The sequence below is a fragment of the Streptomyces calidiresistens genome, from assembly GCF_014141525.1.
In the GTDB taxonomy this organism is placed as follows: Bacteria; Actinomycetota; Actinomycetes; order Streptomycetales; family Streptomycetaceae; genus Streptomyces; species Streptomyces calidiresistens.
In genome coordinates this window covers 1-1,047 of the sequence record NZ_VKHS01001254.1, presented here as the reverse complement: position 1 = coordinate 1,047, position 1,047 = coordinate 1, and the positions used below count along the sequence as shown (strand labels likewise).

Here is a 1,047-nt window from a genome sequence, read left to right as displayed (position 1 = left end):
GGACGAAACGGCGCCGACGTGCCGTTTCGGCCCCGACGAGCGGGACCGGGGCCCGCCCCGACGGGTGGTCCGGGCCGGGGGCGGAACGCGACGGGGGCCACGGCGGGTTCCGGCCGGCCCGGCCGGAAACGGATGCCCCGTCGGTTCGGCCGGCTCAGAACAGGACGCTCATGAGGGCCCCGATCTCACGGAAGCCGAGCCTCCGGTAGACGGCCAGGGCCGGGGCGTTGAAGTCGTTGACGTAGAGGCTGACCACCGGCGCGGTGTGGGCCAGGGCGTACCGCACGACGGTGGCCAGGCCGGAGGTGGCCAGCCCCCGGCCGCGCCGGTCGGGGGCGGTCCACACCCCCTGGAGTTGGCACACCGCGGGGGTGACGGCCCCGATCTCGGCCTTGAACACGACCCGGCCGTCCTCGACCCGGACGAAGCAGTGCCCGCGCCCGATGGTGTCGGCCAACCGGGCCTGGTAGGCGAGCCCGCCGTCCGCCGCGGCCAGGGGGGAGACCCCGACCTCCTCGGTGAACATGGCGACGGCGGCCGGCAGCACCAGATCCATCTCGTTGCGCAGCACGGGACGGACCAGGGGGTCGGGAACGATCCCGGCGGGGCGTTCCCGGGTGGCCATGAGGGGCTGACGGGGGCGCAGCTCCCGGGCCGGTCCCCAGCAGGGGCGCAGCTGGGACCAGAGCGCGGCGGTCGGCTCGGCGGGACCGACGATGGAGGAGCACTGTCGGCCGTGCAGCAGGGCCCGCTCGGCGAAGGCCCGCACGGCGTCCGGCCCGGCGCAGACCGGTACCAGGTTGGCGCCGGCATAGCACAGGGAGGCGAGCCGACCGCGTCGGTACCAGCCCCACATCTGGCCGCCGAGACGGGCGGGATCCAGCCCGGCGTCCAGGACCCTGGCGGTGACGAAGGCGTTCGCCACCGGTTCGCGGTCGAGCACTTCGAGGGCGGCGTCCAGATCGGCGGGTTCCAGGACCCGTGTGGTGGGTGAGGTCAGCACGTGTGGCCTTGCCGAGAGGGGAGATCTGCCGGGCGGGGTGGGGG

Annotated in this window: 1 protein-coding gene; it reads right to left on the bottom strand. The window is 75.2% G+C overall.

The features are described 5' to 3' along the window. Nucleotides 1-154: 154 nt before the first annotated feature. Nucleotides 155-1,003 carry a GNAT family N-acetyltransferase gene (locus FOE67_RS26725; protein WP_182667393.1) on the bottom strand — a complete coding sequence of 283 codons (849 nt, stop codon included), beginning with the start codon at nucleotides 1,001-1,003 and terminating at the stop codon, nucleotides 155-157. Between the last annotated feature and the right edge of the window lie 44 nt (nucleotides 1,004-1,047).